Origin of the sequence: Acinetobacter sp. 226-1, from assembly GCF_030329325.1 — a bacterium.
Lineage (GTDB): Bacteria > Pseudomonadota > Gammaproteobacteria > Pseudomonadales > Moraxellaceae > Acinetobacter > Acinetobacter sichuanensis.
On record NZ_JACANU010000030.1, the window covers coordinates 1 to 5,957 of the forward strand.

Here is a 5,957-nt window from a genome sequence, read left to right on the forward strand (position 1 = left end):
GAGCCTGTAAATTCATTTATGTAATTTTTCTAAAATTAACATAATGCACATTATGCGAAATCAATTTTATTAGTTGATAAAATTCAATAACTTAATCAGAAATTAAAAGCCCAACTCTCAGCAGTTGGGCTTTTTTAATGATTTATCACGTTCCACGCTTAATAAGTGAACAATGTTCCACGACTTTGTTTAGTTCAAAACAACAATGATCGCCATGAATCAGCGCCAATTTCAGCCTTTCGGACTGAAATAATGACCCTGATCCCTGCCAATCGACTTAAACGAGCTTAGAGCGCATTTAAGACGGTTTTATATTTATTATTTAGTGTGTTTGTTGGGATTGAATAAACTCAGTAGCTCATCACTCGGTCTTTTAGCCTGATTAAATCCCTTTCCATCAGATACGCTATTTAATATTGAAATATCCGAAAAATCTTCAATGCTAGTTTCCACTACTGACTTGGGCTTATTTAAAGGTTTTTCTGTTTTGAACTGATCAGAATGCTTAATCCTAATATTCACGACATCGTTCGGCAAAATCCTGCTGCTGCCTTTCAAGAAATTTTTATAGAACCGTTCAATCGAGGATCTGACCACATCAACACCAAATTCAGCTTTGATTTGCGCTGATATTTTAGGGAAGGTCAGTCCATCTTCTTGTCTTAATTCGAGGATGCGTAAGCCTATTTCTTTGGTGATTTTATAGTTTTCAGACATTGCATGAGCCTAAAGAGTGGATAGGGCAGTTTAGCGCACTATAGCGCAGTATTCAAAAGTATAGGGGGCAGTATGGAGCACTATAGCGCAGTATTAAAAAATATAAGGGGCAGTATGGGGCACTATAGAGCAGTTTGGACGTTATCTATTGCTATTAAGCGAGTCAAAAGCGGAAAAAATAGGGTTTAAGGGCATATTTTTCTATCGCAGGATAGGCACATGCCGTCAAAAATGGTACTAAATGCTAGCATTTGAAAAAATACACTCTTAAAAATTATCTTGGGCGTTCAACCTGTATGTCAAAAATTACCATCGTAGAAGCAGCAAAACAGTTCAACGTCACTCGACCTAGAATCTATCGATCTATCAAAAAAGGTGAACTCACCACGACGTTAAGCGATGATGGTGTACAGCTTGTTCAGGTACAAGATATGATCCGACTTTTTGATAATGTGCCAAAAAAAGACGTTCGCAAAGTTGTTCAGGGTAGTGTTTCTGATACAGATTTGAAATTGGTAAAATTACTCGAAGAACAGCTTAAAAAAGCCGAAGAAGACAAAGCATTTTTAAAGCAGCAGATAAATGATTTAAGAAAAGATTTTGATGAATATAAACTCAGAATTGAACATCAGCCACTTACAGAATTAAAAACAGACATTACAAGTAACGAACATGCTCAAGGAACAGAATCGTTACAGGTAGAACATAGTGAAAAACGAACAAGTGAACAGCCTGTTCTAGAACAACCGAAACAAGAAGCTGAAAATAAGCCAGTAAAAAAAGGATTGCTGCGGAGATTGGTCGGTGAGTTTTTAAAATAATTTGAGCAGAAATTGGTGATATTTTTGTCGTTCAACATTCATTTTTTTAAAAGTGCTGTTTAAACAAAAGAAAAAGCCCTGAATGTCTTGCAACACTCAGGGCTTTCGCTTTATATTCAGCGGTACGCAGTTATTTGATGTTGGACCATCGAATAACGAAGATCATAAGGTTTGGCGACCGTTATGATTTCACACTATGGCTTGTACCTGAACTCTATTTTCACAATAAAAAGTGTTTAGTTCAAGACCTAAAATGATAAGTCTTCGTTAATACGTGTTTAAAACCATCAAATAAGCTCCTAAAAGCGGGTTTTGCCTCCCTCTGCGTATTCGTTTTATACGACTGGCATGTGGTGTGGGTGGAAGGAACAAGCGACGCTAGCGCACCACAGCGATTGTTTTAGAGGGATATAAGAATCTAAGGCAAGAGTTGCTACTAGGGGAAATCGACGAAGCAACAACGTCAGGAGTAGTTCAGGGAAGCTTTAAATTGTATGTTGGGGAAACCCTCGCAGAGATAAGCGAACTGTTCGGTTTGAGAACGTGTCGATGCGGTGTGTGAAATCGTAATCTCAGCCTATGTAGGAAAGCACAATTACCTACTGTCGTGGACGACCGATGCGTGGCTCCGTCAGCCCAAAATTGGTACTCGGCAATACTCTGAGGGCTTTGTCTTTTGACAGGCTCTTAGGGTGAGTATTGCCGAAACTCACTCAACGTTCACCATCAGCCCAGAGGGCTTGCCCGAAGGCTAGGGTGATCGGGGAGTGAGTGAGAGCATTTATTAAGTGTTATTGTCGGTATTACTTGTATAGTTTTACTTTACGAATTGGTGTATAGTAAAACTATACAAAGGATTAATTCTTGTGATTATAGATTTTAAACATAAGGGACTAGAGCGTTTCTTTAAAACCAGTTCTACAGCAGGGATTCAGTCAGTACATGCAACAAAGTTAAAAAGACAATTAACGGCTTTGAATGAAGCACAGAGTATTGATGAAATGAACTTTCCAGGATGGAAGCTTCATCCTTTGAAAGGAAAGTTAAAAGATCATTGGGCAATTACGGTTAATGCGAATTGGCGTATGACTTTCATTTTTAAAGATGGTAATGCCTATATTGTAGATTATCAGGACTATCATTGAGGTAAATATGATGATGAACAATCCAGCACATGCAGGTGAACTTGTTTCAGAATGGCTAGATGGCCTGAAAGAAGAAGGACAAGCGATTACCGTTACAGAGCTTGCTGAACGTATCCAAGTTACGCGTGTACTACTTTCTCGTATTATCAATGGTAAAGCACCGATCACAGCAGATGTGGCTTTGCGCTTACATGATGCTTTAGGGATCAGCGCAGACCTGTTAATGCGTGTTCAATCAAAGCATTCACTTTGGATGGAATCACAAAAACAGCGTCCACAGATTCAGCCATTTTTTATTAATTGTTAAGTATTATAAATTTTATTTTGACTTGAGTTAAAGACAATGCGTGTAACATTTGAATATCTAAGTAAATTTAAAACGTCTAATAGAATATTTGAGGGTAGAAATGTTTCTTTAGAAGCAATAAAGATATTGAATGAGCAAAAGTATAAGATAGAAAAAGAATACGATATTTTTTTATCACACTCTTTTCAAGATGCTGAGACGGTATATCTTTTATATGCTTATCTTAAATCTTTAGGATGGTCAGTATATGTTGATTGGATTGAAGACTCACAGTTAGATCGACAGAATGTAACAAGAGCCACAGCAGAACTTTTAAGAATACAGATGAAAAGGTCAAGAATTCTTGTATATGCATCTTCTAATGCATCTAAAGATTCAAAATGGATGCCTTGGGAGTTAGGATTTTTTGATGGGTATAAGCCCAATAAAATAGCAATACTGCCGATAACTCATGAGAGAGACAAATATAAAGATTTTGTCGGAGTAGAGTATCTGAGCCTTTATCCTTATATAGATATAGGAACAACGGAATTGTGGCTAAAAGACCCCGAAAGTCATAATTACCTCAAGGAGCTAAATACTTTCATTACTAAATAATTTTCTAATACACCTTGAAAAAATAAAAATCAAATCAATATCTTATTTTTTATATAAGAGAATTTTTTTATGGCAAATCATGCCGTTTTTATTAGTTATGATCATTCTGAAGATGTTCACTATAAGCGCTTACTCGAAGCTTGGGATGCTAATACTAATTTTGACTTTCAATTCGAAAATCATAGTGTTCGTCAACCAATTAATAGTACATATGCTCCAGCAATTAAAACAGCAATTACTAAAAAGATGCAAAATGCCTCACATCTTTTGGTGATTGTTGGTGCAAAGAGCTATACCAGTAGTTGGATTGAGTGGGAAATTAATAAAGCTAAAGAATTAGGTTTGAAAATAGCAGCCGTAAAAATCAATAGCACTTATTCAAGCCCTACAAATTTACTAGGTTGTGGTACATCTTGGGCAACTAGTTTTACCAAAGATAAAATTATTGAAGCACTAAATAAAGCATAAAAATACGAGTAGTAAAAATCATGTCAGAAAAAATTTGCTTTGTTGTAATGGGATTTGGAAAAAAAACTGATTTTGCTACAGGGAGAGTATTAAATCTGGATGCTACATATGAGCATATTATCAAGCCAGCCGTAGAACAAACAGGATACAGGTGCATTCGTGCGGATGATATCAATCATAGTGGCATGATTGATTTGCATATGTATCGAATGTTACTTATTGCTGATTTAGTGATTGCTGATATTTCCACTACGAATGCGAATGCTCTTTATGAATTGGGCATTAGGCATGCATTAAAAAATAAGACAACAGTTATTTTAAGTGAGGATAAAACACCTCTTCACTTTGATCTAAATCACATTGCTACAATTCAATATGAACATAGTGGTGATGATATTACTACGACTGAAAGTCAAAGAATGATTACTAGACTAACTCATGTGATCCGAGATGCAACTGCTGGGCAGGATCCAGATAGTCCAGTCTATACATTATTGCCAAAGTTAAGGATGCCTGTATTAGATTCCGAAGAAGTAGAAGCAATTGTTGAAGAAGCTCAAACAATAGAAAATACATGGAGCACACTTCTTGGGGATGCTGAACGTTATATAAAAAATTCAGAATTTGGAAAAGCTAAAGCAAATTTTGAAGAAGCTCTAAAATTAAATCCCAATGATAGTTATTTGATTCAAAGACTTACGTTGGCAACATATAAGGATGAACAACCCAACAAAGTTGGAGCATTGATGGATGCTATACAAATACTTACAAAGCTAGATTTTAAAAACTCAAATGATCCAGAAACAACGGGTTTAGCAGGTGCTATTAATAAAAGGCTTTGGAATGAAACAATGAGTCCTCATTTCTTGGAAGAAGCTATCGTTGCTTATAAAAGAGGATTTATACTTAAACGAGACTACTATAACGGTGAAAATTTGACTTTATGTAACTTATTAATGAGTGAACAGCAAGTTAAAGGATCTAATATTGAAACATATCACCTAGTTGAAGCTTATAAAGTAGCAAAAGATGTGTTGCAGACTGTTAAAAGAATGTTGGAAATAACTTCTTCAAGCCAACGAAGTGATTATAAGTGGATATTAGCAACTACAGCTAAGCTTTCTTTCTTCTTGAAAGAAGACTATTTAGCTTATGAAAAAAAATTTGAAGAATTAGCTGATGAGTGGGAATTAAGTAGTTATCTAGAGTCTAAAGATGTCTTTTCTAAATTTTTAGAACACTAAAATAATTTTCAGGAGTCATTTTAATTGTATAAAAATCGCCATAACGTATTCATTAGTTATCATGATAAAAATGATCGTGAGTACAGAGATAAGTTTGAAAAACTTTTTCATGATACTTACGACTTGCTTATATCAAAATCTGTGCAAGATGGTGATATTGCTGAGAATGAACCAGCAGACAATGTACAACGTATTATTAGAGATGATTATTTAAGAGATTCTACTGTTACAGTGGTGCTAATTGGAACAGAAACATGGAAGAGAAAACATGTTGACTGGGAAATAGCTTCAAGTATAAGGAAAACCAAGTATAGCTCTAGATCGGGTTTAATAGGTTTACTCTTACCTAGTCGTGCTGATTTTAAGTCCGAAGGGTTTACCAGAAATACGATTCCACCAAGGTTGTATGATAATCAGAAATGTGGTTATGCCAAAATATACAATTGGAGTACTGATCCTGATTTTATTCATAAAATCATTCATGAAGCATTTCTTCGTAGAGATGAAGTATTTCCTGTAAATTCTCGAACTTTATTTGTGAATAATAGATCTAGTGATAAGTGGGAAGACTAGAAAAATTAGAGCCTGTAAATTCATTTATGTAATTTTTCTAAAATTAACATAATGCACATTATGCGAAATCAATTTTATTAGTTGA

Annotated in this window: 8 protein-coding genes; 7 read left to right on the forward strand and 1 reads right to left on the reverse strand. The window is 35.3% G+C overall.

From position 1 onward, the window contains the following. Positions 1 to 318: 318 nt before the first annotated feature. Entirely contained in the window at positions 319 to 717 is a 399-nt protein-coding gene (locus HX124_RS17485; protein WP_286384348.1) for a hypothetical protein, read from the reverse strand. Between the two features lie 296 nt (positions 718 to 1,013). Between HX124_RS17485 and HX124_RS17490 the strand changes: the two genes are divergently transcribed. The 7 genes from HX124_RS17490 to HX124_RS17520 all read left to right on the forward strand — a co-directional run bounded on the left by HX124_RS17490 (position 1,014) and on the right by HX124_RS17520 (position 5,872). Continuing rightward, entirely contained in the window at positions 1,014 to 1,538 is a 525-nt protein-coding gene (locus HX124_RS17490; RefSeq protein WP_286384346.1) for a plasmid replication DNA-binding protein, read from the forward strand. 866 nt (positions 1,539 to 2,404) lie between these two features. Beyond that, entirely contained in the window at positions 2,405 to 2,683 is a 279-nt protein-coding gene (locus tag HX124_RS17495; protein WP_253153411.1) for a type II toxin-antitoxin system RelE/ParE family toxin, read from the forward strand. A 10-nt stretch (positions 2,684 to 2,693) separates the two neighbouring features. Next, on the forward strand, positions 2,694 to 2,990 hold the full coding sequence (locus HX124_RS17500; protein ID WP_286384359.1) for a HigA family addiction module antitoxin: 297 nt from the start codon (positions 2,694 to 2,696) through the stop codon (positions 2,988 to 2,990). 36 nt (positions 2,991 to 3,026) lie between these two features. Next, complete coding sequence (locus HX124_RS17505; protein WP_286384357.1) at positions 3,027 to 3,587, forward strand: TIR domain-containing protein; 561 nt, start codon at positions 3,027 to 3,029, stop codon at positions 3,585 to 3,587. A gap of 69 nt (positions 3,588 to 3,656) precedes the next feature. Continuing rightward, positions 3,657 to 4,055 carry a TIR domain-containing protein gene (locus HX124_RS17510; RefSeq protein WP_270387561.1) on the forward strand — a complete coding sequence of 133 codons (399 nt, stop codon included), beginning with the start codon at positions 3,657 to 3,659 and terminating at the stop codon, positions 4,053 to 4,055. A gap of 20 nt (positions 4,056 to 4,075) precedes the next feature. Beyond that, positions 4,076 to 5,299: a tetratricopeptide repeat-containing protein gene (locus tag HX124_RS17515; protein WP_286384352.1), complete on the forward strand. Its 1,224-nt coding sequence runs from the start codon at positions 4,076 to 4,078 to the stop codon at positions 5,297 to 5,299. 24 nt (positions 5,300 to 5,323) lie between these two features. Then, positions 5,324 to 5,872 carry a TIR domain-containing protein gene (locus HX124_RS17520; protein ID WP_286384350.1) on the forward strand — a complete coding sequence of 183 codons (549 nt, stop codon included), beginning with the start codon at positions 5,324 to 5,326 and terminating at the stop codon, positions 5,870 to 5,872. Positions 5,873 to 5,957 lie beyond the last annotated feature (85 nt).

Excerpts from the sequence above, each read along its gene's own strand:
- HX124_RS17505 (WP_286384357.1), top strand. The coding sequence starts at position 3,027 with ATGCGTGTAACATTTGAATATCTAAGTAAATTTAAAACGTCTAATAGA.
- HX124_RS17490 (WP_286384346.1), top strand. The coding sequence starts at position 1,014 with ATGTCAAAAATTACCATCGTAGAAGCAGCAAAACAGTTCAACGTCACT.
- HX124_RS17485 (WP_286384348.1), bottom strand. The coding sequence starts at position 717 with ATGTCTGAAAACTATAAAATCACCAAAGAAATAGGCTTACGCATCCTC.
- HX124_RS17515 (WP_286384352.1), top strand. The coding sequence starts at position 4,076 with ATGTCAGAAAAAATTTGCTTTGTTGTAATGGGATTTGGAAAAAAAACT.
- HX124_RS17510 (WP_270387561.1), top strand. The coding sequence starts at position 3,657 with ATGGCAAATCATGCCGTTTTTATTAGTTATGATCATTCTGAAGATGTT.
- HX124_RS17500 (WP_286384359.1), top strand. The coding sequence starts at position 2,694 with ATGATGAACAATCCAGCACATGCAGGTGAACTTGTTTCAGAATGGCTA.